A 24,832-nucleotide genomic window follows, 5' to 3' on the forward strand; every position below is an offset into this window, starting at 1 on the left:
AGGTCGGTCCTATGGCCACTTTGCTTCTCACCGCGGTCGGCACTGCGATCGGCGGACCCATCGGCGGTGCGCTCGGCGCTTTCGTCGGACGTCAGGCAGACCAGGAAATCTTTGGTGGCGGCACGCGCGCCGGGCCGCGGCTCAAGGAATTGTCGGTCACGACATCGAGCTACGGCCAACCGATCGCGCGAACTTTCGGCCGCATGCGAATGCCGGGCACGATCATCTGGTCGACCAACCTAAAGGAAAGCCGGACGACACAGGGCGGCGCCAAGGGCCAGCCCTCGACCGCCAGTTTCACCTATTCCGCATCCTTTGCGGTCGCCATTTCCAGTGCTCCGATCGAGCGCATCGGACGTATCTGGGCTGATGGCGATCTTCTGCGCGGGGCAGCGGGCGATTTGAAGGTCGCAGGAGAGATGCGCGTCCATCGTGGAACGGGCGATGCGCAGGTCGATCCGCTGATCGCCGCCGACCGCGGCATGCTCGCCCCCGCCTTTCGAGACTGCGCCTATGTCGTGTTTGAAGATCTCGCTCTTGCGGATTTCGGCAATCGTATTCCGGCTTTGACCTTCGAGGTGGTCGCCGCCGAGGAAGAAGAGGTCAGTATCGGTCAGCTGCTGCCGGACTCGTTTCCCGGCAGGCAGAAGGAAGTGCTGAGCCAGGCACATGGATTTTCCGACGAAGGCGGCCCGATCGGTTCGACACTAGCGGCCCTCGACCAGGTCTATCCGCTGGTGTGCCGAATGCAGGCCGGCCGGGTCGACGTGGCTGCCGCCTATTCGACACCGGAAACCATCTTGACGCTGCCGCAGCAACTCGTTCCGATCCGGGATGACGATGCCAACGAACGCCATCGCAAGCGCGGTGCGCGGGTCGGCCACAAACCGCTGGCGCTGCGCTATTACGACGAGGAGCGCGATTATCAGCCGAGCGTGCAACGGGCGCTCGGCAAACGTCCGCTGGGCCGAGAACATATCGTCGATCTGCCCGCTGCGATGAATGCGGGCGGAGCGCGCGAACTCGCCAATGGCAACGCCCAGCGCGCACGGTGGCAGAACGAGCAGGTGATCTGGCGGATCGGTGAACTCGATACACAAACGCTTCCCGGATCGATCGTCCGTCTGCCCGATATGAGTGGATTGTGGTTGGTCCGCAGCTGGGAATGGTTCGACCGCGGGATCGAGCTCGGCCTCGAACGTATCCCACCCGAATTGGCGAGCAACGTCCCGGGCGATGCCGGTGCGGCGCTGGTTCCGGGTGACCATATCGCGACCCCTACCGTCCTTTTCGCGAGCGAAATCCCAGCTTTCGATGGCGCAAATTCTGCGTCTCCCTCACTTGTAGCCGCTGCCACTTCTGCCGGTCTCGGCTGGCGCGGCGCCGCGCTGTTTGCTGAACGTGGAACGACGTTGGAGCCGATCGGTGCGGCGGGCAAGGAGCGCGCGGTCGCTGGCTATTTGGCAGAGCCGCTCGAAAGTGCACCAAGCGCGCTTTTCATGCCTCAGGCGACCTTGGTCATCGATTTGCCGGCCGCGGACCTCTCCTTCTCGCCGAGCGATATCACCGCCCTTTCGATGGGGATCAACCGGCTGATGGTTGGTGGTGAACTGCTGCAATTCGCGCGGTGTAACAGACTTGGCGAAACGCGCTGGGAGCTGCGGGGACTGCTTCGCGGGCGCGCCGGCACGGAAGATGCAGCGAGCCTGGGGCATGACGCGGGCACGGCGGCAATTCTCTTGGACGACGCCACCATGGCGCTCGATCCGACCCAGCTCGCGCCGGCATTGACCATGCGGATCGCCGCAATTGGTCTTGCCGACGACGAACCGGTTTTCGCCGAGATCCACAATGCCGGTCTGTCCCGTCGCCCGCCGATGCCCGTGGCCCCCCGACTGCGCCAAACCGGCAGCGCTTCGCAGTGGTCCTGGACCCGTCGCGCCCGCGGTTATTGGCGCTGGATCGATGGAGCGGAGGTTCCGCTCGTCGAGGACAGCGAAAGCTATCTCGTGGGTTTTGGCTCTGGCGACACGCCGCACGCCGCCTGGACTGTCGCCACAGCATCATTCGCGCTTGCCGACACCGATCGCGCAGCGCTGCTCGCAGAGCATGGTGCAGGTCCTTTGTGGGTTCGCCAGTCCGGTACTTTCGGGCTGTCGAGCCCACTCCTCCTCGCTTCCCTCGCCTAACCTTACGAAAGGCCCATTGATGACGACCCCGATCTCTTTCCCTTCGACCACGCCTGCCTTCGCCCTTCCCCTGCTCTTCGCGGGGCAGGCGCAGAAGGAATTCTTCCTGAACCAGGCATTTTCGGTCGTCGATGCATATCTGTCGGGTTCGCTCGAAGCCTCGCTTGCACAGCCACCCGTCGCGCCAGCCGAAGGAGCGCTGTACCGCGTGCTTCCCGAAGCAAGCGGGGACTGGGCCGGGCAGGACGACGCGCTGGCCGCTTATATCGCCGGCGACTGGGTTTTTTCCCGCCCGCAGGACGGCATGCGGATGTTCGACCGTCAGCTCGGAGCCTCGATAACCTTCGACGGCGGGTGGAAGGCAGCAACCCCGCCACCGGTACCCACCGGCGGGACGACCATCGACACCGAAGCCAGAGCATCGATCGCGGCAATCGTTTCGGTCTTGCGCGAGGCAGGCATTCTGCCGCAGAGTTGATGAAATGGAACCGGCAGGCCCGCCTGTCAGTCCCTCATATTCCGCTGAATTTCCGGTTTTTTTCTCCTTACCCATTGGATAGAGGTAAAGTTGCAACACCTGACAGGATTGATTGCTTGATAGTCAACTGTCGAGAAGTTAGGACATCGCAGCGCCTCAACACCATAGAAGGGGAACTGTAGAATGCGTAAAATCGTCATCGGTTTGGCGATGGCTTCAACCGCACTCACCACGCCAGCCATGGCCCGCGAGGGTCAGTGGTACGTCCAGGGCGACGCGGGTGTGATGATCGTTGAAGACATTGATTTCGATATCAACGGTATCTCCGAAAACGCCGCTGTGGATCACGATGCAGGTTCCGATTTCGGCGGTCTGGTCGGTTACGATTTCGGCGCCTTCCGGCTCGAAGCCGAGGCGAGCTATCGCACGGCCGACATCGACGAGATCCGTGTCGGATCGGAAGGGCTCCCGATCAATAACGGCTCGACGGACCTCTTCTTCGGCCTGAACGATGCCGCTGGAGACACCGAAACGCTGAGTTTCATGGTCAACGGTCTGCTCGATTTCGGGCCTGACGATGGTCTGCAGGGCTTCGTCGGTGGCGGTGTCGGGGTTGCGCGCGTCGATACCGATGGCCGCGTGTTCGCCGGCGTTCCGGGCGTGTTCAACGATTCCGATACCGGTCTCGCCTGGCAGGCTCTCGCCGGCGTCCGGGCGCCATTGAGCGACAGCTTCGATGTCGGCATCAAGTATCGCTACTTCAACGCGGTCGATCTCGACATCGTTGACTCGCTCGGACGCGATCTTGGTGGCGATCTTACCAGCCACTCGCTGCTGGGTACGCTGACCTACAATTTCGGTGGCGAAGCTCCGCCCCCGCCGCCTCCGCCGCCACCACCGCCGCCACCACCGCCGCCTCCGCCTCCACCGCCGCCGCCGCCTCCCCCGCCGCCGTGCAATACGGGGCCGTATATTGTCTTCTTCGACTTCGACGAAGCAACGATCACCCCAGATGCTGCGACGATCCTGGACAACGCGGTCACGGCCTATGCCAATTGCGGCATGGCCTCTGTCATGCTCGCAGGACACACCGACCGTGCAGGTTCGGTCCAGTACAATATCGGCCTTGCAGAGCGTCGTAACTCCAGCGTTCGCGACTACCTGACCGGCCGGGGCGTCCCGGGCGGCCGCATTTCGAGCGAAGCCTTCGGCGAAAGCCAGCCCCGCGTCCCCACCGCCGACGGTGTGCGCGAGCTGCAGAACCGCCGCGTGGAAGTCACTTACGGTCCGGGTTCGGGCATGTAAGCGCTTTCAACAAGCGAACAAAAAAGGGGCCGGGAGAGCATATCTCCCGGCCCCTTTTTTAGGATTGAGTACTGGGGCGTGCCGATCAGTCCAAACCTCGCGGAAACGAAGCAGGAGGCGGAGCTCCAGTTCTCCCGCTCTGCGATCGTTCCTTGGCAAAGGCGGGCCCTTGGCGTTCTAGGAGGCCGGCAGCGTCGTCCTGCCCCCTCCGCTCTCGTTCGACCCAGTCAGGTTTCGCCAGCTTCCCGTGCACGGATCAGCACCGTGCTCTCCGCCTGCGGAACCGTACGATACGCTATCGACAACAGAGCCACCCCGATCGGCACGGCGATCAGCAGGCTGAGACCTCCGGTCGAAAGGCTGCCGGTCATAGTCGAAACCTGCCCGGCCATGTAAGGGCCAAGCGCCAGTCCGACGAGCGTTGTCGCGAGGAAGAAGGTGGCTGTCGCCGTGCCGCGCATACGCGGAAGGACTAGGTCCTGCGTGGTTGCCGCCGCGCCGCCGAGAGCCGAACTCGCAAACAGGGATTGGAGGAAGGCGCAAAGGTAGAAAACCACGGTGCTTTGAGTGGTGAACATGACCGCAAGGAAGGGCGCTGCTGCCACCAGACCGAAAGCAACCACCAGCAACCGTCCCGCCGGATTGCGCTCGCGCAGCCAGTCCGCCGCCCGGCCACCCCCGATGACCCCAAGAAAGCCGCCCACCGCGCCCGGCCCCCCGATCCACCAACCGGCGGTCGACGGTGCCTCCTCCAAAATGCGGATCGCATAAGGTGCCGCCCAGAACGAAGCGGCGTAGGACATAAAGGCCACCATTCCGTAGCCGAGAATGGTGGTCAGGAACGCAGGCGTACCCCAGATCAGTTTGAAGGCCGGCCCGTCCCGGCGCTTCAGCGTCGAAGCCCAGGAGAAGATTGCGTAATAGCCGATGCCGATCGCGCCCCACTGCTGATAATTGGCGGTCGCGATCGCCATGGCGAAGGCAATCCCGCCTATCACCACAGCACCAAGCAAGTTCACAAAGAGACCCTTGGCTCCAGCCTGGGACGCGCCAAACAGGGTGAAGGGCGGGATTACCGCGACCAGCTCGCGAAAGAAGCCGCGAAAGGGGTCTTTCGCGGGCTCGGCAATAATGCCCTCGCTTTGGCCGCGCAGCGGTTCGCGCAGGGTGAAGACCAGGACGGCCAGCAGAATGCCCGGCAGACCGACGATGATAAAGGCCGCCTGCCATCCCGCGAGATCAAGGGGCGCTTCGACGGGGTAGGCCGCGTTCCACCGCTCCACGATCGCACCACCGATAAGCAAAGAAATGCCCCCGCCGATATAGAGGCCGGACGAATAGATCGCGAGCGCAGTGGCGCGCATCTTCTTCGGAAACCAGTCCGAGATCAAGGAATAGGCGGAAGGGCTGGCGGTCGCTTCACCTACTCCGACACCGATCCGAGCGGCACTCAACGTCGCGAAGTTCTGAGCGAAACCAGATAGGGCAGTGAAGGCGGACCAGATCGCGAGCCCGGCGCTCATCAGCCTGACGCGGTGCCAGCTGTCTGCCAGCTTGCCGAGCGGGATTCCGAAAAGCGCGTAGAACACGCCGAAAGCGGTGCCGTAGAGAAACCCGATCTGGTCGTCGCGCAGGCCGAGATCCGCCTTGATGTCCTCGGCCAGGATCGAAATGATGTTACGGTCGACGAAATTGAGGACGTAGACGATCACGAGGATACTCAGCGCGTACCAGCTATACCCCGGTACGGTTTGCGCAGCCGTTTGCGCCCCTTGCGGCTGCTCGGTTTCCATCGTCAATGCAACATCCCTCATTCGCGCAGGCAGCGTTCCGACACGCTACGCCGCGTATGGCGTGCTATCGACTAAACCCGCTTCGGCAAATCCCTTTTTGCGCAAACGACATGAGTCGCACAGTCCGCATGCCTCCCCCTCTATGGTAGGATCGTAGCAAGACCAGCTCCAGCTTGGGTCGAGCCCGAGACGCGCGCATTCGCGCGCGATGTCGGCTTTGGTCATGTGTTGAAGCGGCGCCCGGATTTGCAAAGCTTCGCCTTCACTACCCATCTTGGTGCCGAGCGTTGCAGTGCGCGCGAAACTTTCGATGAATTCGGGCCGACAATCGGGATAGCCGGAATAATCGAGCGCGTTGACGCCGATGAAGATGTCTCGCGCGCCCCTGGTTTCCGCGAAAGCAGCGGTCAGCGATAGAAAGATGAGGTTGCGCGCGGGCACATAGGTTACCGGAACGTCATCTTCCACGCCGCCCTTGGGTACCGGGATATCGTCGGTCAGCGCCGAACCGCCGAAAGCGCGCAGGTCAATCGAAAGCTCGACTTGGTCCGCCAGGCCGAGCTTCTCCGCGATCCGGCGCGCACTGTCCCGCTCGACCAGGTGACGTTGGCCGTAATCCAGGGTCAGCGCATGAACCTCGAACCCATCCTCGATTGCGCGGGCGGCGGATACCATCGAATCGAGACCGCCCGACAAAAGGACGACGGCTTTGGGTTTGCTGGATACCATTGGCGAGCTCTTATCGGCTCGGGCCATTCGCGCAATGGCGGGAGACAGGGTGTCGGCCGACTAGCAGCTTCCGGTGCGACGCGCTTCTGCTGCGAATTGGAAGGGGACGCCGCCGGCAATGCCCTGGCTCTCGATCTGCACGAGCCCGCCTGTTTCCTTTCGGATATTGGTCCGACCATAGCCATCGCCCGGGCAAGTATATTGCACCGTCACCTTATTCGCGCCATCTTCCACAACGAACCGGTTGCAGTTCGAACGGTTGTGACGCAGCTGGATCAACTCGTGGCCACTGCGCACACAAATCTTGCGATTGGCAGTGCCGTCGCGAGAGCGTACCGTCCACTCACCCTTCGAAAGACCGCTGAGCATGGCCAGGCCATCCGACTGCGCCGCGACGGGCAAGCTCAGCCCGAGCGCGACGACCGCAGCCGCAGCGGTGAGCCCAGCGGGCAAGATACGTCCACCATAATTCATTGCGCTTTCCTCCCCCACAACACCGGCAATTGCTTGCATAATATCGTTGCCATACGATGAAACGTGCCTGAACAGAGATGAGACGTTATAGGTCCAAAGCGAAGGACTTGGCACAAAACGCGCAGTCGACGGCTATGATCCCCTCATCGTTGCGCATTTCTCGGCGTTCTTCCTCAGGGAAGCGGGTGATGACCGATTCGTAATAGGAAGCGCTGCAGCGGCAGCCACGCGACAACAGCGCGCCTGGCTGGACGCGGATCTCGTCTTCTTCGCTGAAAAGGCGCCATGCGATCGCTTCGAGCGATAGGTCGGGGTCCAGCAATTCGTCGTGACTGACGGTCTGCGCGAGCACGGATACGTGCTCCCAATCGGGGTGATCCATTCGGACATGAAGGCGTTCGCGCCCTTCTTCCCCATCGGCGAGATGCTGGATCAAGATGCCGGCCGCCACCCGGCCGGCCACACCGGATCGACTGGCAACGCGGATCATCGTGGGCACCTGTTCGGACTGGCTGAAATAGGTCTCGCATGCCTCTGCAAGACTATCGCCTTCAAGCGGCACGATCCCCTGATAGCGCTGTCCTCCCCCAGTTTCGAAGGTCACCGCGAGATAGCCTTCCCCGAACAGTGCGGAGAGCGGCGGATTGGCGCCCAGCTGCGCAAGCCTTGCGGCATCAAAATCGGCGTAGCCGCGCAGGCTTCCCCCGCGATAGTCGCATACCAACAGCGCGATCACGCCGCTCTTGGTTTGCGCCTGCATGGTCAGCTGTGCGGTCTCTCCCTTGCTCTTGAGGAGGCCGCCCATCAACGCGCCCAGCACCAGCGCCTCGCTCAGCAGATGAGTAACGGGCGGCGGGTAGTCGTGCGCGGAAAGCACGTCGTCCACCACCTTGTCGAGCCGGACGATCCGGGCCCGGGCGTTGCGCTCGGGCAGGGTGAAGCCAAGCAGCTTGTCCGAAAATGTTTCGATTTGCGATGTCATGGCGGACATATGGTGTCTCGCCTCGTAAGCGCAAACACCTCGCCGGCTTTACGCGTATACGCTGGGTCTCGCTTCAGCGCAGCAGACCGAACGCCCATAGCAGGATCGATTTTTGCGCATGTATGCGGTTTTCGGCTTCGTCGAACACCACGGATTGCGGACCTTCGAAGACCGCTTCGGCGACCTCGTCGCCGACATGGGCGGGCAGGCAGTGCAGAAAGATGGCGTCCTTCTTGGCAAGATCCATCAGCCGCTCGTCGACCCGGTAGGGCGCCATTGCACCGCGCTTGTCCGCAGCATCGGTCTGACCCATCGATATCCAAGTGTCGGTGATCAGAACATCGGCGCCGCGTGCCGCTGCCTCCGCATCCTGCAAAAGAGTGATCGCCGCACCCGACGCGCGCGCCTGTTCGACATAGTCATGCGCCGGTTCGAAACCGGATGGAGTGGCGGCGCGGATGTTGAACTTCATCAAACCCGCCGCTTCGATAAGCGAATGCAGAACATTGTTCCCATCCCCGAACCAGGCGACCTCGAGGCCGGGGAGCGCCTTGCCGTGCTCGATCATGGTCAGAAGATCGGCGACGATCTGACACGGATGGGAACGATCGGTCAGCCCGTTGATCACTGGCACGCTGGCATGGCGCGCCGTCTCCTCGATCTTGGCATGGTCGTCGGTGCGCAGCATGATTGCGTCGACCATCCTGCTCAGCACGCGCGCAGTATCGGCGATGCTCTCGCCGCGGCCAAGCTGGCTCGAGCCGGCGTCGAGGACAAGCACCGTTCCGCCGAGCTGACGCATCGCGATGTCGAAACTGACGCGGGTGCGCGTCGAGCTCTTCTCGAACACCAGCGCGAGGACACGGCCCGCCAGCGGCGCGTCTGCATCGCCGCGACCCTTCGGCCAGTTAGCGCGTTCCTGTTTGCGATCGATGGCGTCGGCTATCATCGCGGCAAGCGCATCCGCACCCGCATTGGCGAGCTCGATAAAATGCCGCTGGTTGGCTTCCAGCATCGAAGCCTGCGATGTCATCAGGCCGGCTCGGGCACCTTGTAGCTCGCAGCGCCGGCGGAGAGCTTGTCGAAGAACTCGTCGATCTCGGCATCGCCGATCACCAGGGGCGGCAGAACGCGAAGCGTCTGATCCCCTGCGGCCACGGTCAACAGCTGGTGATTATCACGCAAATGAACGAAGAAGGGCCGGCTCTCGACCTTCATCCTGATTCCGAGCATGAGACCCTTTCCGCGAACGAAATCGAACAGTTCGGGATAATTCCCGACGAACTGCTCGAGCCGCCCGCGCATGCGTTCGCCCTTTTCGGTCACATCGGCGAGGAAACTTTCGTTCGCGACCGCTCCGATCACCGCACTGCCCGCGGCCATGGCCAGCGGATTGCCGCCATAGGTCGAGCCGTGCGTGCCGAAGGTCATGCCGCGCGCCGCTTTCTCAGTCGCCAGCAGCGCGCCCAGCGGAAAGCCGCCGCCAAGCCCCTTCGCCGTGGCAAGGATGTCGGGTTCGATACCGTAATGTTCGTGCGCGTAGAGTTTGCCGGTGCGCGCGACGCCGCACTGCACCTCGTCCAGAACCAGCATCAGATCATGTTCGTCGGCCAGTTCGCGCAAGCCCTGCATGAAATTCTGCGAGGCCGGACGGATACCGCCTTCGCCCTGAATCGGCTCGACCAGGAACCCCGCGGTGTGCGGTCCGATATGGGATTTGGCGGACTCCAGATCGTCGAATTCGGCATATTTGAACCCATCGAGCATCGGCGAGAAACCGTGGTGCATTTTTGTCTGGTTCGAGGCGCTGATCGTCGCCATGGTCCGGCCGTGAAAGGCATTGGCGAAGGTAATGAGCTCGAAGCGTTCGGCATCGCCTTCATCGCCCGCATTCTGGTGATAGGCGCGCGCCGCCTTGATCGCGCCTTCGACGGCTTCGGCCCCCGAATTGGTGAAGAAGACGGTATCGGCAAAGGTATTGTCGACCAGTTGCTGCGCTAACCGCTCCCCCTGCGGGCTGCCGTATAGGTTCGAGACATGCATCAGCTGCTCGGCCTGCTGCTGGATCGCCTCGATCAGGCCGCGATGCGAATGGCCAAGGAGGTTGACCGCGATTCCGCTCGCGAAATCGAGATAGCGCGTTCCGTCCTCGTCGATGAGATGACAGTGGTCTCCACGCACGGGACGGACCCCGCAGCGGGGATAGACGGGCATGAGCGGTGAGATCGACATAGGTTCAATCCTGATCTGGGAAGTACTGAAGAAATGGAAATGGCGGCCCTTCGATGAAGGGCCGCCATAAACCGAGCCATAGGACCGCCGCCGTAGAGCGCCAAACGGGCCTCAAAAAGGTTGCCGAAATCAGCTCTCGACCGGCACCAGATTCACCGCGGAATATTTGCCACGGCGATCGACCTCGAGATCGAACTCGAAACGTTCGCCCTCGTTGATCTCGGTAAGGCCCGAGCGCTCGACCGCGCTAATATGCACGAAGGCATCGGGCTGTCCGTCGTCGCGCACGAGAAAGCCGAAGCCTTTCATCGAATTGAAGAACTTGACCGTGCCGGTCGCCTTCTCCCCGGTCAACTCGCGCTTGGGCGGGCCGCCTGCATTTTGTACCGCGATGACGTCGCCGACGATCTGCAGATCCTGAGCCGAAATCTTGCCGCCCCGATCGACGAGATTGAATTCGAGCTCCTGCCCTTCAGCGAGCCCTTCGAGGCCGGCACGCTCGACCGCGCTGATATGGACGAACACGTCTTCGCCGCCTGTTTCCTGCTGAATGAAACCGAAGCCCTTCTGACCGTTGAAGAACTTGACGGTGCCCTTGCCGGTGCCGACGACCTGTGCGGGCATGCGGTTGAAACCGCCGCCGCCGCCGCCAGATCCGCCGCGACCGCCGCCGCCCGGACCACCGCGGCCACCGCCGCCAAAGCCGCCGCCACCGCCGCCACGATCGCCGAAGCGGTCACCGCCGCCTCCGCCATAACCGCCGCCGCCGCCGCCGCCGCCGCCGCCGAAGCGATCGCCGCCGCGGTCATTCCCGCGGTCGTTGCCGTAATCGCGCGGGGGCGGGAAACCGTCACCGCCGCCGCCAAATGGATCGAAACCGTCTTCGCCGAATCCGTCGCGCTTGTCCCGGCCGCGTCGACGTCCCCTGTCGTATCCCATAACCTCGAATGTACCTTATTCCGCTGTCCGACGTTCAAACCGCTGATAACGGGGACAACAAGCCGCATCAAACGCTGGCGATCTGCCGGAGAATCCGAAACCGCCTTTCGCGGCGATACATAGCGCACAAATCCGCGCTATGCGAACGTTTTAACCGACGATGCTGACATCGCGCCGCTTTGCGACCTTTTGCGGCGCATCGCATGCTTGCAACGGTGCACGCTCCTCGGCATCCTTCCGCACGCTTGCGTAGGAGAAGAACGCTGGAAAAATTTAGACCGATCGCCGGCGATTTTTTCGCCAGTCCGCAGATCGACCTCGCTGATATCGACCGAGCGAAGGCCATGGGGGTAGCCGCGATCGTCAACAATCGTCCCGATGGCGAGGAGCCCGCGGCCCCGCAAGGCGCCGAGATCGAGGCGGCTGCGCGGGCCGCGGGGATCGATTACACCGCTATCCCGGTAGGCCATGCCGGTTTCAGCGAGCCTCAGATCGACGCGCTGGTCGGCGTTTTGTCGCGCGCTGATGGCCCCGTGCTCGGCTATTGCCGATCCGGCACGCGCTCCACTCTATTGTGGGCTTTAGCCCAAGCAAAGAGCGGCGCAGATCCCGACGAGATCGCCAGTGCCGCTGCAGCGCAAGGCTACGATGTCGGTCCGGTCCGCCCGATGATGGACATGCTCGCCGCGCGCTGAGCGTCTTTACCGCCGATAGTCCAACGGCGGTTCGCGATCGCCGAGAAGCGAGCGATATTCGTAATCCTCGCCGCGGGCCGCATCGAACTCGGCGCGTGCCGCTTCGCGCAGCTCCGGATTGGTGAACAGCTCGACCGCCATCAGCGTCATCGCCTTGGCAGCGACTTGCGTCCCCTTGTGACCGATCGAATGTCCGCTCGCCGCAACCGCCTGCCAGCTATGCGCGCTGGTGCCCGGCACCCAGGTCGCGGTCCGAACGCCCACCGTTGGGGTTGCATAGGAGACGTCGCCGACATCGGTGGAGCCGTAGCCCAGGCTCTTGGCGTAGTCGCCAATCTCGGCCGCACTGCCGAGCGGCTTGGCGGCATCGCCTAGGCTTTCCTGGATTTGCGTCGCCCATGCGCGCTCTTCGGGGGAATATTCGACTCCGCCGACGGCCAGCAGCTTCTCGTGCATCACCTTGGCCAGCGTTTCGTTGACCAGCAGCGGGTTGTTGCCGTGGATGACCTCCCAATCGACCTCGGTGCCCGTTCCTGTCGCCGCACCTCGCGCCGCATTCTCCAGCCGCTGCCAGATCTCTTCGACGCCCGCCGGGTCGGGATGGCGCACATAATAGAACACCTCGGCGAAATCGGGCACGACGTTGGGCGCATTACCACCGCTGGTAATCACGTAATGCATGCGCGCATCCTGCGGCATGTGCTCGTGCATCATGTTGGCCATCATGTTCATGGCTTCGACCCCGTCGAGCGCGCTGCGCCCGCGTTCGGGTGCGCCGGCGGCATGCGCGCTGATGCCGGTGAAGCGGAACTTGGCGGAGCGGTTGGCGAGGCTGGTGCGCGCAGCCGCGCTGTTTTCATCGTCGCCGTGCCAATGAATCGCAATGTCGACGTCGTCGAACAGGCCAGCGCGTGTCATGTAGACCTTGCCCGACCCGCCTTCTTCTGCAGGCGTTCCATAAAGCCGAACGCGACCGGGTGTGCCGCTCGCCTCGAGCCACCGTTTGACCGCGATCGCCGCGGTCAGCGAACCGGCACCGAACAGATTGTGGCCGCAGGCGTGGCCCGCATGCTTGCCCGCGACGGGATCGCGAACGGGCGCGGCGGACTGGTTGATGCCGGGAAGCGCGTCCATCTCCGCCAGGATGGCGATGATCGGCCCGCCCTCGCCCCACTCGGCGACGAAGGCGGTGGGAATGTCGGCGACTCCATTCTCGATGCGAAAGCCCTCGCCGGCGAGCTCGGCCTGCATCAGCCCGGTCGAGCGGGTTTCGAGATAGCCGAGCTCTGCGAACTCCCACAATTGCTGCGCGACGCGCGCCGTCCGGTCCGCCTGCACCTCGACCGCGGCGACCGGATCGATCGCAGCATGATCGTTGGCAAAGGCGGACACGGGCGCGAAGCCTGCGGCAATAGTGGCGGCGGCGCTAAGGATGGTACGGTTTAGTTTCATCGATCTCTCCCGGGCGTATCGCTTGCCGCAAATGCGCGCCCGTGCCAATCCCCGACGCCAAACCGAGAGCAAGCTTTGCCATGGACGTTCCCCCTTTCCTCCTTCAATTTGCCGGGTCGCTGCTTGCGATCTTCGCGCTTTACGTTTTGGCGCGCACGCTGCGGCTGGGCGGCCGGCCCACGCTTGCGGACGAAGATGCGGTGCGCGTGGCGGCGGGGGAGGTCGAGGACGGGTTCGAGGCAAGGCGCGTTGCGATCTCGCGCGAGGGCAAAGCCGCCCTTGTCGCCGACGCCAAAGGGCGAATCATGGTTATCAAGCTTCACGGCAACCGATTTGCCGGGCGCATTCTGACCCGGCGCGCGCAGGTGTCCGAGGAAGTCGATGCGCTGATCGTTGATAACGGAGATGCGCGATTTGGCCCGGTCCGACTCGCGATCGAGCGTCCGGGCTCTTGGGCGGACGCGATCAACCGACTATAGGGACAGGCACTATGCCCGACTTCTCGCCCACTCAGTATGCCGTGCCGCTTTTCGTCGTCGCCGTGCTTGCGGAGATGGTCTGGTCGCGCTTCAAACGGCCCGAAGCCTACGAGCCGATGGACACTTTGGTGAGCCTTGCCTTCGGACTTGGCTCCACTATCGCCGGCGCGCTTCTGGGCGGGTTCGCCGCTTATGTCTTCATCGAGGCCTACGATTATCGACTGTTCGATTTCGGTGAGGAATGGTGGGCGGTGTGGTGGGCCTGGCCGCTCTGCTTCGTTCTCGATGATCTCAAATATTACTGGGTTCACCGCGCCGGCCACCGCATTCGCTGGATGTGGGCGAGCCACGTGAACCACCATTCCTCGCAGCATTACAATCTCTCGACCGCATTGAGGCAAAGCTGGACCGGCGCGTTCACTTTCGGATTGCTGTTCGCGATCCCACTGGTGCTACTCGGCTTTCACCCGGCGATGATCGCGATCTGCGGCGGGTTCAACCTGATCTACCAGTTCTGGATTCACACCGAGGCGATCGGACGTATGCCGCGCTGGTTCGAGGCTATCATGAACACGCCGAGCCATCACCGCGTCCACCACGCGACCAATCCGCGCTATCTCGATCGCAATTATGCCGGCGTTTTCATCGTCTGGGACAAGCTGTTCGGCACATTCGAGCCCGAATGGCGCGAGGACGAGGGCGGCGAGCGCCTACGCTACGGCATCGTGCGACAGCTCGGCAGCTTCAACCTGCTCTACGCCGTGTTCCACGAATGGATCGGCATGATCGGCGATATCTGGCAAGCCCCTTGGAAGCACAAATTGTCCTATCTGCTGCGCGAACCGGGCTGGTCGCACGATGGCAGCCGCCAGACGTCCGACATGATCCGCGCGCGCTGGCGCGAGCGGGTCGGTGCGGCCGCAAACGAACCGTCCGCTGCTCGAAACGCGATTGCGGGGACCCGCGAAGCTGCGTAACCATTTCTCCTGCACAAGGAGAGATCATGGAAAGCTTCGATTATATCGTCATCGGCGGCGGCAGCGGGGGCAGTGCGGTGGCCGGACGGCTGGCCGTCGACGGGACGCGCCGGGTCTGCCTGCTCGAGGCGGGCGGGCGCAACGATAATGCGCTCATCAAGACGCCGGGCTTCATGCCCTTCATCCGCAATTCGTCGAACTACAAATACGATACCGTCCCGCAAAAGGGACTGAACGGTCGGATCGGCTATCAGCCACGCGGCCGGGGCCTGGGCGGCTCTTCCGCGATCAATGCGATGATCTATATCCGTGGCAATCGCTGGGACTACGACAACTGGGCCGAAATGGGCTGCGCTGGTTGGAGCTATGACGACGTGCTGCCCTGGTTCAAGAAAGCTGAGGCGAACGAACGCGGAGCATCCGAATTTCACGGCGCGGGCGGACCGCTCTTCGTCTCGAACCAACGCTCGCCCAATCCGGTCAGCCACGCCTTCGTCGATGCCGCGAGCGAGCTTCAGCTGCGCCGGAACGACGATTTCAACGGCGAACGGCAGGACGGCTTCGGCCTCTACCAGGTGACGCAGCGCGACGGCGAACGCTGGTCTGCGGCGCGCGCCTATGTCGAGCCGATCCGCGAACAGGGAAATTTTGACATTCGCACCGACACGCTGGTCGAAAAGCTCGTAATCGAAGACGGCCGAGTCGCCGGCGTGCGGATCAGGCGGGGCAAGAGCACGCAAGAGCTGCGCGCCCGGCACGGCGTCATCCTTTCCGCAGGGGCGTTCAACTCGCCGCAAATCCTGATGTTGTCGGGGATCGGGCCTGCCGAGCATCTGAAGTCGCACGGTATCGAGGTTGAACTCAACCGCCCGGCGGTGGGATCCGGCCTGCAGGATCATATCGACTACGTCTCCGCCTGGGAAACCGAGAGCGATGTGCCGATGGGCGGATCGATCAAGGCGACGCTCAAGATGGCCGGAGCGCTCTTCGAACATCGCCGCAGCCGCACCGGACAAATGACGACCTGCTTTGCCGAGGCGGGCGGGTTCTGGAGCGTGATGGACGATGCGCCGGCACCCGATGTGCAATGGCATTTCGTCCCCGCCGTGCTCGAGGACCATGGCCGCCAGCGGGTCACCGCGCATGGCTTCTCGCTGCATGCTTGCGTACTGCGCCCCGAAAGCCGCGGGACCGTGCGGCTGGGTTCGCGCGATGCCGAAGCGGCGCCGGTGATCGACCCCAACTTCCTCGAGGACGCGCGCGACATGGCCGTCCTGCGCGAAGGGGTGCGCCTGTCGCATCGGATCGCTGACGCGCCCTCGCTGCAATCCTATGGGCCGAGCGATCGGCACCCGGTCGATATCGACGATGACGGTGCGCTCGACCACCTCATCCGTGAGCGCGCAGATACGGTTTATCACCCGGTCGGCACCTGCCGGATGGGGTCGGACGAGGACGCGGTGGTCGATCCCTCCCTCAAGCTGCGCGGCCTCGATGGCCTATGGGTCGCCGATGCCAGCATCATGCCCAAGATCGTCAGCGGCAACACCAACGCCCCCAGCATCATGATCGGCGAACGCTGCGCCGAATTCGTGAAGGCGAGCGAACGCGAAAAGGCGTAAAGCGAAGAGGGGAGGCGCGCAGGCCCTCCCCTCTCCATGCCTCAATTATAGGCGCGTTCGCCGTGTTCGGCGATGTCGAGACCGTTGACCTCGTCTTCCTCGCTGACGCGCAGTCCGACTGTCGCCTTGGCGATGAACCCGGCGATCAGCGTGCCGATCGCGGCCCAGGCGATGGTGATCAACACCCCCTTGGTCTGGATCCATAGCTGGGCGCCAACCGCCACCGAGCCATCGCCCGGCCCGGCAAGAAACGGCTGATAGACGATCGCGGTGCCGATTGCGCCGACAATCCCGCCGACGCCATGGATGCCGAAGGCATCGAGCGCGTCGTCATAGCCGAACTTCGCCTTCATCTTCGCAACGAAGAGATAGCAGACCGCCGACGACACGAAGCCGAGCAGGATCGCGCCGAACGGCCCGCTGCTGCCCGCCGCAGGCGTCACCGCGACCAGTCCCGCGATGACGCCCGAGCAAAAGCCCAGCGCCGATCCCCTGTGGCCCGCCATCTTCTCGATCACCATCCAGCCAAGCCCGCCCGCAGCGGTCGCCACGAAGGTGTTGATCATCGCAAGGCCCGCCGACCCGTCCGCCTCGAGCGCCGATCCGGCATTGAAGCCGAACCAGCCGACCCAGAGCAGGCCCGTACCGATCATCGTCATGACGAGGCTGTGCGGCGGCATGGGCTCCTGCGGCCAGCCGCGCCGCTTGCCCACGAGATAGGCGAGCACGAGGCCCGAGACGCCGGCATTGATATGAACCACCGTGCCGCCCGCGAAATCGAGAGCGCCATCCTTGAACAGCAATCCGTCGCCGGCCCAAACCATGTGGGCGATCGGGAAATAGACGATCGTCAGCCACATTGGCACGAATACCATCACGGCATTGAACTTCATCCGCTCGGCCGTCGCTCCCAGGATCAGCGCCGCCGTGATCGCGGCAAACGTCATCTGGAAGCTGATGAACACGTATTTGCTGATGACTTCGTCGGTGAATGTCGCAGCGACGCTCGACGCGTCGGTCCCTGTGAGGAAAAGGCTTCCACCGCTGATGAAATTGCCCAGAACACCCTCGTAGCTCGTATCGCCAAAGGCGAGGCTGAAGCCCCACATCACCCAGATGATCATGGCAAGAGAGGCTGTCGCGCCGATCTGCGTGAGCATCGAAAGCATGTTCTTCGAGCGGGTAAGTCCGCCGTAAAACAGCGCCAAGCCCGGCAGGATCATGAGCATGACCAGCACGGTCGATGTCATCATCCACGCGTTGTTGCCCGGGTTTGGAACCGCCGCCGGCGCAGCGAGCGCTGGGGTGGAACATGCCAATGTAGCGCATGCCAAAGCGAATTTTGTCATCGTACCTGTCCCCCTCATAGCGCCGTCTCGCCGGCTTCCCCGGTGCGGATACGGGTGGCGGAGGCAAGGTCGAGGACGAAGATCTTGCCGTCGCCGATCGCCTCGGTGTTGGCGGTCTGCTGGATGGTTTCGACCACCTGTGGCGCGATGTCGTCGCTGGCGGCGATCTCCAGCTTTACCTTGGGCAGCATGAAGGTCGAGTATTCGGCGCCGCGGTAGATCTCGGTTTGCCCCTTCTGACGACCGAACCCCTTCACTTCCGACACGGTCATCCCCGCTACTCCGATCGCACCCAAAGCCTCGCGCACTTCATCGAGCTTGAACGGCTTGATGATGGCGATGATGAATTTCATGGCCCCGATCCCCTCTGCTGCCGCCAAAACCTCCGGCGCTACGTGTAAGCGGAGCAAGCATCGTGCCAGCTTTATGGGCTAAGGTGACGTTGCGGAAACAAGCGATTGCTGCGCGGCTACGCGAGAACACGTGCCTGCAGATCGATCATCTGTTCATTTTTTGGGCAGGGTGGGAGAATACGAGGCAACCTCTACTCTCCTGAGATGTACCGATCGGTCGCTCGTGTCGGTAGGCCATCGATGCTGCGCGTTCGCTTCGCCATCTTCGCCTCCCACTCATCCGGGTCGGAGTTGCGGTGAGCCTTCTTCAGCGTCTCGCGCTCGCTTTCCAGGCTCATGAACGGCACGCCCCAGCCGCAACTGGTCTGCACGCTCTCGATGTCGATGACGAAGATCTGCCGCGTCCCGGGAAGTATCGTAAAGTGCTCTGCCAGCGGCCTCCAATCGTCGTCCTGCGGAAGAACGGGGCGCCCGCGTCCATAGATGCGCAGGATCAGCGCCGGGCGCTCGAAATTGCAGAACATGATCGTGATCCGCCCATCCGCGGCGAGATGCGCATGGGTCTCGTTCCCAGACCCGCCAAGGTCAAGATAAGCCACCTTGCCCGGTTCGAGGACGCGGAAACTGTCATAGCCCTTCGGGCTGAGATTGATCCGCGCATCGGCGGCCGCGGTGGCGACGAAGAAAACCGGCTGCTTCTCGATCATCGCCACGTGCTGGTCGTTCAGCGTATCGAAGAAATCAGCCATGTCCCGCCTTCCGTAGCCTAGAGAAAATCGCGCAGCACGCCGATGAACTTATCGAACTGGTCGTGATGAAGCCAGTGTCCGGCCTGTTCGAACTCGATCACGCGCGCGGTGTGGAAATGTTCGAGCCGCCCGTCCTTCTCAGGGTTCGATGCCCAGCTGTCGGCGCCGTAAAGGAGCAGCGTGGGACAGGCGATCGCCGCCCAGGTCGCTTCGAGAAATGTATCGGCGACGTCCTCCACCGGCCAAACATTGAGGTGCGGATCGAATTTCCAGCTGTAAGTTCCGTCCTCGTTGCGATTGACGCCGTGGATCGTCAGGTGACGGGCTTGATCCTCGGTCAGGTAGGAGTTTTCCTCGATCATCCGCGCGAAAGCGGCTTCGATTGTTTCGTATTTGCGCGGCGTGCGTCCGGCGGCCTTGCGCTTTTTCTCGATCCATTCGCGCATGCGTTCGGGATACGGCGTCTCGCGCTGCTTCGTACGCCATTCGGGGCTTGGACCGAGCCCTTCGATCGCGACCAGCTTCTCGACCATTTCGGGAAACATCCCGGTATAGCGCAGCGCGACATTGCCGCCCATCGAATGCGCGACCAGCCGCACTGGACCGACCCCCAATTGATGGATCAGCTGCGCCAGATCGTAGACCATATCCGCAGCCGAGTAATTGCCATCGGACACCCAGTCGCTGTCGCCATGGCCGCGGTGATCCATGGCGACGACGTGATAGTCCTCGCGCAGTGCCTCAGCCGTCCAGTCCCAGCTGCGCGCATGATCGCGTCCGCCATGGACGAGTATGAGCGGAGGTGCACCGCGATTGCCCCAATCCTCGTAATTGAGCTTGAGCCGCTGCGAAATGAAGCTTTGCGAGGTGGGTCCGGAACCGTTCATGAAGTCCCAATGGCGCGAAGTCGCGCCACTCGCAACCTCACCTTTCCTTGGTCGCGCTAAATGCCAGCTCGGGGTTCTTTTCGACTTGGTAATTCACGTCCCAAGGGCTCTTGGCCATGAAGACAAGATCGCCGTCGCGGTCGCGCGCGAGATTGGCGCGGTTGAAGCTCTCGAACTCGTCGAGAGCCTTCTGGTCACCCTTGAGCCAGCGCGCGGTGGCAAACGGTGAGGCTTCTAGCGCAGCTTCCACCTTGTACTCCGCTTCCAGCCGCGCGATCAGGACGTCGAGCTGGAGCTGGCCGACGACCCCGACAATGTGCTGCGCGCCGATCTCGGGATAGAAAACCTGGATTACGCCCTCTTCGGACAGATCGTCGAGCGCCTTGCGCAGTTGCTTGGTCTTGGTCGGGTCCTTCAACTGCACGCGGCGCAGGATTTCCGGCGCGAAGTTCGGCAGGCCGGTGAAGCGCACCTGGTCCTTCTCCGACAAGGTATCGCCCACGCGCAGCGTGCCATGGTTGGGGATGCCGATGATGTCGCCGGCCTCCGCGGTATCGGCGATTTCGCGGTCCTGCGCAAAGAACAGGATCGGCGAGTGGATCGCGATCGGCTTTCCGAGGCCGCTCGGCGTCAGCTTCATGCCGCGTTTGAAGGTGCCCGACACCTGCCGCATGAACGCGATGCGGTCGCGGTGGTTGGGGTCCATGTTAGCCTGCACCTTGAAGATGAAGCCGGTGACCTCGCCGTGGTCCGGCGCCACCTTGTCCTCGCCCGCGGGCTGCGGACGCGGCGGGGGTGCGTATTTCGCGATGGCCTCGATCAGTTCGGTCACACCGAAATTCTTGAGCGCGCTGCCGAAATAGACCGGTGTGAGATCCCCGTTGCGATAAGCCTCAAGATCAAATTCAGGATAGCCAACCTGAGCGAGCTCGGCTTCTTCGGCGAATTCTTCGGGAATGTCGGGATCGGCTTCGCGCGAGCCGAGGAATTCCTTCGACGGGCCTTCCGGGCGGCTCACCTCGCCGCTCGAGAAGTCGAGCACGCCCTTGAATTGACCGCCCATGCCGATGGGCCAGCTTTGCGGGGAGACGTCGAGCGCGAGCATGTCGGCGACTTCGTCCAGTGTCTCGAACGGATCGCGGCCTTCGCGGTCGACCTTGTTGACGAACGTGATGATCGGCACGGAGCGCAACCGGCACACTTCGAACAGCTTGCGCGTCTGCGGCTCGATGCCCTTGGCCGCGTCGATGACCATGACGGCGGAATCGACCGCGGTCAGCGTGCGATAGGTGTCTTCGGAGAAGTCCTCATGCCCCGGCGTGTCGAGCAGGTTGAAGGTCACCCCGTCCCGCTCGAAGGTCATCACGCTGGACGTCACGGAGATGCCGCGTTGCTGCTCGATCTTCATCCAGTCCGAGCGCGCCCGCCGCGCCTGCCCCCGCGCCTTGACCTCGCCCGCCAAGTGGATCGCGCCGCCCTGAAGCAGCAGCTTCTCGGTCAGCGTCGTCTTACCCGCATCGGGGTGCGAGATGATGGCGAAGGTTCTTCTGTTCGACATGGCAAGCTCTGGCCCGCGGATCAGCCGCGCAGTTCCGCTCCCAGCTTGGCTGCGGCGGCCACCACCTTGTCGGCAATCGCCTTGAGATCGGCGTCCTTGAAGCTTGTGTCCTGCGGTTGCAGCGTTACTTCGATGGCGATGGATTTCTTGCCTTCCGGGACGCCTTCACCGGTGAACACGTCGAACACGCGCGCAGATGTGATGTTCGATTTGTCGCTACCGCGCACGGTCTTGAGCAAGTCTTCGGCTGCAAGATCGGCGGGCACGAGGAACGCGAAGTCTCGCGTCACGGCCTGAAGCGCAGGCGGAGTAAAGCTCGGGCGGGCGAAACTCACTGGGCCTTTCCCTGCCTTCTTGGCAGGGATTGCATCAAGGAACAGTTCGACCGCCGCGACAGGCCCTTCCATGTCGAATTTCTTGAGTGTCGCCGGATGGAGCATGCCGAAGCGCGCGAGCAGGTTCTTCGGACCAAGGCGCAGGGTCGCCGACTGGCCGGGGTGGAACTGCTCGCCCGCCTCGCCCATCACCATCAGTCTGTCCGTCGGAGCGCCGGCCGCCGCGAGCAGATCGAGCGCGACGCCTTTCGCGTCATAAGCATCGAAGGCGGTCGCCTTGCCGCTCGCCCAGCCGCGCTGCACCTTCTCGCCCGCGAGCACTACGCCGAGCGTCGGGCGCTCGTCGCTCATACCGTCGGAGCCTCGGAAATAGCGCCGTCCGAGCTCGAACAGTCGCGTACTGCCGGCCCCTCGATCCGCATTGCGCTTGGCCGCGATCAGCAGCCCCGGAAGGAGCGAGGGGCGCATGACCTTCATGTCCTCGCTGATCGGGTTGTCGAGGACCCACAGTGTCATGTTGCGGTCGGCGAAGTGCGCAGCTTCCGCTTCGGGAAGGAAGGACCAGGTCACCGCCTCGTCCAGCCCGCTGCCAGCCGCCGCGCGGCGCAGCTTGCGCTCGAGCATCTGCTGCGGCGTGGCGGTCGGGCGAGCGACACCGTCCATACGGGGGAGAGCGACGCTTTTGACTTTGTCGAGCCCGTGGATGCGCACCACTTCCTCCACGAGGTCGGCAGCACCTTCGATGTCGTGACGGCGCAGCGGGCAGGTCACGTTCCAATTCGCATCGACCGTGAAGTCGAGGCTTTCCAAGATGCGGCGCTGCTCATCTGCTGGCACTTCGACGCCGCCGAGCTTCGCGGTGAGGTCAGGATCGAACAGCACCACTTTCGGCGCCATCGGCGGGACGCCCGCCCGCACCATCTCGCTCGCCTGTCCGCCAGCCAGCTCTACAATCAGTCCGGTGAGAAGATCGAGCCCGTCTTCGAGAAACGCCGGATCGACGCCGCGCTCGAACCGGGTTCGGGCGTCCGAAGCGAGGCCAAGCTTGCGGCCGGTCACACCGATGCGCGCCGGGTCGAAATAGGCGATCTCGAGCAGCACATCGTTCGTGTCGTCCTGAACGCCGGAATTCTCGCCGCCCATGATGCCGGCGATGTCGTGGACTTCCGTGTCGTCCGCGATCACCACCATGCTTTTATCGAGCGTGTATGTTTTCTCGTTGAGCGCGAGCACCTCTTCGCCGTCCTTCGCGCGCCGAGCGACGACAGCGCCGTGCAGCTTCGCAAGGTCATAGGCGTGCGCCGGGCGCCCGAACGCGAGCATCAGGTAGTTGGTGAGGTCGACCAGCAGCGAGATCGGACGCTGGCCCGCGCTCTTGAGTCGCTGTTGCAGCCAGTCGGGTGAGGGACCGTTTGTCACGCCCTTGATGACGCGACCGAAGAAGGCCGGGCAGCCTTCGGGATCGTCGGTGCGGATTTCGACCGGGCACTCGCCCGAGGCCGAGAATTCGGGGAAGGCGATGGGCTTCAACGTGCCGAGGCCCGCGGCAGCCAAGTCGCGCGCGATGCCGTAGACGCCCATGCAGTCAGGCCGGTTGGGCGTAATCGCGACGTCGAGGATCGGCGAGGAGCCTTGATAGTCGGCAAAGCTATGGCCGACGCTCGCATCCTCGGGCAGTTCGATGATGCCGTCATGCTCATCGCCCAGCTCGAGTTCGCGCACCGAGCACATCATGCCGTTCGATTCGACCCCGCGGATCGCGCTTTTCCTGAGCTCCATTCCGTTTGCAGGGACAACAGCGCCCGGCAGGCCAAGAACGCCCTTCATGCCAGCCCGCGCGTTGGGAGCGCCGCACACCACCTGCAGCGGATCGCCCTCGCCGGTATCGACGGTGAGCACCTGAAGCTTATCCGCATCGGGGTGTTTCTCTGCCGTCAGCACCTTCGCGACCTTGAACCCGGCCAGCGTCTCGGAAGGGTCCTCGACGCCTTCGACCTCAAGCCCGATCGCGTTCAGCGTATCGGTGATCTTCTGCAGCGATGCGGCGGTTTCGAGGTGGTCTTTGAGCCACGTGATCGAGAACTTCATGGCCGCGCTCCCACACCTGCGGAAAGCGTGGGCTGATCGTAAGGCGAGAAGCCGTAATGGGCGAGCCAGCGCGGATCGCCATCGAAGAAGGCGCGCAGATCGTTCATCCCGTATTTGAGCATGGCAATACGGTCGATGCCGAGACCGAAGGCGAAGCCCTGGTACTCGTCCGCATCGACGCCCGCCATTTCGAGCACGCGGCGGTTGACCATGCCGCTACCGCCCAGTTCCATCCAGTCATGGCCCTCGTCATCACCGTGCCCACCGACCACGCGGCGATTGCCCTCGTTCGAGTAGCCGACATCGACTTCGACCGAAGGTTCGGTGAAGGGGAAGTAAGAGGGGCGCAGACGAAGCGTGATGTCCTCGCGCTCGAAGAAGGCCTTGAAGAAGGTCTCCAGCGTCCATTTGAGGTGGCCGAGGTGAATGCCCTTGTCGACGACGAGGCCCTCGACCTGGTGAAACATCGGCGTGTGCGTTGCATCGCTGTCCGAGCGATAGACGCGGCCAGGCGCGATGATTCGGATCGGGGCGCCCTGATCTTTCATTGCGCGGATCTGTACCGGCGACGTGTGGGTGCGCAGCAGCATTTCGCCGCCATCCGCCGACTTGTCCGGGAAATAGAACGTGTCATGCATCGCGCGCGCGGGGTGGCTTTCATCCATGTTGAGCGCAGTGAAGTTGTGCCAGTCGTCCTCGATCTCAGGGCCGGTCGCGACCGCGAAGCCTAGATCGGCGAAGATCTCTGCCAGCTCGTCCATCACCTGGCTGACCGGGTGGATCGAACCGCGCGGGCTCTCGGGCGCCGGCAGGGTCAGGTCGATCGTCTCGCGCGCCAACTGCGCGTCGAGCGCTTCGGCTTCGAGCGCCGCCTTGCGGTTCTCGATCGCTTCGGCGACCTCGGCCCGGACCGCCTGGATCGCGGGAGCTGCCTGTTTGCGCTCTTCCGGGTCCATCCCGCCCAGGGTTTTGAGGGCAAGGCTCACCCACCCCTTCTTGCCCAGCGCGCCGACCCGCTGCTCCTCGAGCGCACCGAGCGTGGCCGCGCCAGCAATCGCTGCGAGAGCTTCGTCCTGTTGTCGTATGAGGTCGGTCATTATGTGTCGTGGGTCCGGGAAGCGGCCTTAAGTGAGGTTGCGCTGAAGTCCGCTGCACGGCGATGGCGCT

Annotated in this window: 22 protein-coding genes; 7 read left to right on the forward strand and 15 right to left on the reverse strand. The window is 63.2% G+C overall.

What is annotated here, in order from left to right:
• Positions 1-11 precede the first annotated feature (11 nt).
• The 3 genes from V2I30_RS10175 (at position 12) to V2I30_RS10185 (ending at position 3,972) form a co-directional block, all read left to right on the forward strand.
• On the forward strand, positions 12-2,189 hold the full coding sequence (locus V2I30_RS10175; protein ID WP_330662046.1) for a GTA baseplate fiber-binding domain-containing protein: 2,178 nt from the start codon (positions 12-14) through the stop codon (positions 2,187-2,189).
• 19 nt (positions 2,190-2,208) lie between these two features.
• Complete coding sequence (locus V2I30_RS10180) at positions 2,209-2,667, forward strand: DUF2793 domain-containing protein (protein WP_330662047.1); 459 nt, start codon at positions 2,209-2,211, stop codon at positions 2,665-2,667.
• Between the two features lie 183 nt (positions 2,668-2,850).
• Positions 2,851-3,972, forward strand: coding sequence for an OmpA family protein (locus V2I30_RS10185; protein ID WP_330662048.1), 1,122 nt, complete (start codon positions 2,851-2,853; stop codon positions 3,970-3,972).
• A 227-nt stretch (positions 3,973-4,199) separates the two neighbouring features.
• Here the strand turns inward: V2I30_RS10185 and V2I30_RS10190 are convergent, their stop codons facing one another.
• From V2I30_RS10190 to V2I30_RS10220, 7 genes are all read right to left on the reverse strand, one after another.
• Positions 4,200-5,765: an MFS transporter gene (locus V2I30_RS10190; protein WP_330662360.1), complete on the reverse strand. Its 1,566-nt coding sequence runs from the start codon at positions 5,763-5,765 to the stop codon at positions 4,200-4,202.
• Between the two features lie 45 nt (positions 5,766-5,810).
• On the reverse strand, positions 5,811-6,494 hold the full coding sequence (gene queC, locus V2I30_RS10195; protein ID WP_330662049.1) for a 7-cyano-7-deazaguanine synthase QueC: 684 nt from the start codon (positions 6,492-6,494) through the stop codon (positions 5,811-5,813).
• Between the two features lie 60 nt (positions 6,495-6,554).
• Complete coding sequence (locus tag V2I30_RS10200) at positions 6,555-7,007, reverse strand: hypothetical protein (protein ID WP_330662050.1); 453 nt, start codon at positions 7,005-7,007, stop codon at positions 6,555-6,557.
• A 46-nt stretch (positions 7,008-7,053) separates the two neighbouring features.
• The gene (gene hslO, locus V2I30_RS10205) at positions 7,054-7,950 is read right to left on the reverse strand and encodes an Hsp33 family molecular chaperone HslO (protein ID WP_442896926.1); all 897 of its coding nucleotides are present in this window, start codon (positions 7,948-7,950) and stop codon (positions 7,054-7,056) included.
• 73 nt (positions 7,951-8,023) lie between these two features.
• Complete coding sequence (gene argF / locus V2I30_RS10210; protein WP_330662052.1) at positions 8,024-8,983, reverse strand: ornithine carbamoyltransferase; 960 nt, start codon at positions 8,981-8,983, stop codon at positions 8,024-8,026.
• Entirely contained in the window at positions 8,983-10,182 is a 1,200-nt protein-coding gene (locus tag V2I30_RS10215; protein WP_330662053.1) for an aspartate aminotransferase family protein, read from the reverse strand. Before V2I30_RS10215 ends, argF begins: the two co-directional genes overlap by 1 nt.
• Before the next feature lie 129 nt (positions 10,183-10,311).
• Entirely contained in the window at positions 10,312-11,121 is an 810-nt protein-coding gene (locus V2I30_RS10220; protein ID WP_330662054.1) for a cold-shock protein, read from the reverse strand.
• Between the two features lie 245 nt (positions 11,122-11,366).
• Between V2I30_RS10220 and V2I30_RS10225 the strand changes: the two genes are divergently transcribed.
• Positions 11,367-11,816 (forward strand): TIGR01244 family sulfur transferase, encoded by a 450-nt coding sequence (locus V2I30_RS10225; RefSeq protein ID WP_330662055.1) that lies wholly within the window; start codon positions 11,367-11,369, stop codon positions 11,814-11,816.
• Positions 11,817-11,822: 6 nt separating this feature from the next.
• On the opposite strand, the gene V2I30_RS10230 is transcribed toward V2I30_RS10225, so the two are convergent.
• Positions 11,823-13,268, reverse strand: coding sequence for an amidohydrolase (locus tag V2I30_RS10230; protein WP_330662056.1), 1,446 nt, complete (start codon positions 13,266-13,268; stop codon positions 11,823-11,825).
• Between the two features lie 80 nt (positions 13,269-13,348).
• Here V2I30_RS10230 and V2I30_RS10235 point away from each other — a divergent pair, with 80 nt between their 5' ends.
• Genes V2I30_RS10235 through V2I30_RS10245 form a run of 3 tightly spaced genes read left to right on the forward strand, consistent with a single transcriptional unit; the run spans position 13,349 to position 16,346 of the window.
• Complete coding sequence (locus V2I30_RS10235) at positions 13,349-13,747, forward strand: hypothetical protein (RefSeq protein ID WP_330662057.1); 399 nt, start codon at positions 13,349-13,351, stop codon at positions 13,745-13,747.
• Between the two features lie 11 nt (positions 13,748-13,758).
• Positions 13,759-14,724, forward strand: coding sequence for a sterol desaturase family protein (locus V2I30_RS10240; protein ID WP_330662058.1), 966 nt, complete (start codon positions 13,759-13,761; stop codon positions 14,722-14,724).
• A gap of 26 nt (positions 14,725-14,750) precedes the next feature.
• The gene (locus V2I30_RS10245) at positions 14,751-16,346 is read left to right on the forward strand and encodes a GMC family oxidoreductase (RefSeq protein ID WP_330662059.1); all 1,596 of its coding nucleotides are present in this window, start codon (positions 14,751-14,753) and stop codon (positions 16,344-16,346) included.
• Between the two features lie 41 nt (positions 16,347-16,387).
• On the opposite strand, the gene V2I30_RS10250 is transcribed toward V2I30_RS10245, so the two are convergent.
• The 7 genes from V2I30_RS10250 to pheS form a co-directional block, all read right to left on the reverse strand.
• Positions 16,388-17,695 (reverse strand): ammonium transporter, encoded by a 1,308-nt coding sequence (locus tag V2I30_RS10250; RefSeq protein ID WP_330662060.1) that lies wholly within the window; start codon positions 17,693-17,695, stop codon positions 16,388-16,390.
• Positions 17,696-17,709: 14 nt separating this feature from the next.
• Positions 17,710-18,048, reverse strand: coding sequence for a P-II family nitrogen regulator (locus tag V2I30_RS10255; protein ID WP_330662061.1), 339 nt, complete (start codon positions 18,046-18,048; stop codon positions 17,710-17,712).
• A 191-nt stretch (positions 18,049-18,239) separates the two neighbouring features.
• A complete protein-coding gene (locus tag V2I30_RS10260) occupies positions 18,240-18,797 on the reverse strand; it encodes a pyridoxamine 5'-phosphate oxidase family protein (protein WP_330662062.1) in 558 nt (185 codons plus the stop codon).
• 17 nt (positions 18,798-18,814) lie between these two features.
• A complete protein-coding gene (locus V2I30_RS10265) occupies positions 18,815-19,684 on the reverse strand; it encodes an alpha/beta fold hydrolase (protein WP_330662063.1) in 870 nt (289 codons plus the stop codon).
• Between the two features lie 37 nt (positions 19,685-19,721).
• Positions 19,722-21,242, reverse strand: a complete 1,521-nt coding sequence (locus tag V2I30_RS10270) for a peptide chain release factor 3 (RefSeq protein WP_330662064.1) — start codon at positions 21,240-21,242, stop codon at positions 19,722-19,724.
• Between the two features lie 20 nt (positions 21,243-21,262).
• Positions 21,263-23,665 (reverse strand): phenylalanine--tRNA ligase subunit beta, encoded by a 2,403-nt coding sequence (gene pheT, locus V2I30_RS10275; RefSeq protein ID WP_330662065.1) that lies wholly within the window; start codon positions 23,663-23,665, stop codon positions 21,263-21,265.
• Positions 23,662-24,762 carry a phenylalanine--tRNA ligase subunit alpha gene (gene pheS, locus V2I30_RS10280; protein ID WP_330662066.1) on the reverse strand — a complete coding sequence of 367 codons (1,101 nt, stop codon included), beginning with the start codon at positions 24,760-24,762 and terminating at the stop codon, positions 23,662-23,664. The genes pheT and pheS overlap by 4 nt, the downstream gene beginning before the upstream one ends.
• Positions 24,763-24,832: the final 70 nt, after the last annotated feature.

Source organism: Erythrobacter sp., from assembly GCF_036351135.1.
In the GTDB taxonomy this organism is placed as follows: Bacteria; Pseudomonadota; Alphaproteobacteria; order Sphingomonadales; family Sphingomonadaceae; genus Erythrobacter.